At 46.6% G+C, this 485-nt stretch carries 1 rRNA gene; it reads left to right on the top strand.

What is annotated here, in order from left to right:
* Nucleotides 1–485: ribosomal RNA gene (locus DK926_RS26950) — 16S ribosomal RNA — on the top strand; the annotation flags it as partial.

Raw genomic sequence — 485 nt, 5'->3', positions numbered from 1 at the left:
TCACTTAGCACTCCTACGGGAGGCTGCAGTGAGGAATATTGGTCAATGGGCGAGAGCCTGAACCAGCCAAGTAGCGTGAAGGATGAAGGCTCTATGGGTCGTAAACTTCTTTTATATGGGAATAAAGTGCAGTATGTATACTGTTTTGTATGTATTATATGAATAAGGATCGGCTAACTCCGTGCCAGCAGCCGCGGTAATACGGAGGATCCGAGCGTTATCCGGATTTATTGGGTTTAAAGGGAGCGTAGGTGGATTGTTAAGTCAGTTGTGAAAGTTTGCGGCTCAACCGTAAAATTGCAGTTGAAACTGGCAGTCTTGAGTACAGTAGAGGTGGGCGGAATTCGTGGTGTAGCGGTGAAATGCTTAGATATCACGAAGAACTCCGATTGCGAAGGCAGCTCACTAGACTGCAACTGACACTGATGCTCGAAAGTGTGGGTATCAAACAGGATTAGATACCCCGGTAGTCATGAAGCACTACT

The organism is Rhodococcus sp. Eu-32 (assembly GCF_003336925.1).
Lineage (GTDB): Bacteria > Actinomycetota > Actinomycetes > Mycobacteriales > Mycobacteriaceae > Rhodococcoides > Rhodococcoides kyotonensis_B.
This window is presented reverse-complemented; position numbering and strand designations above follow the sequence as displayed.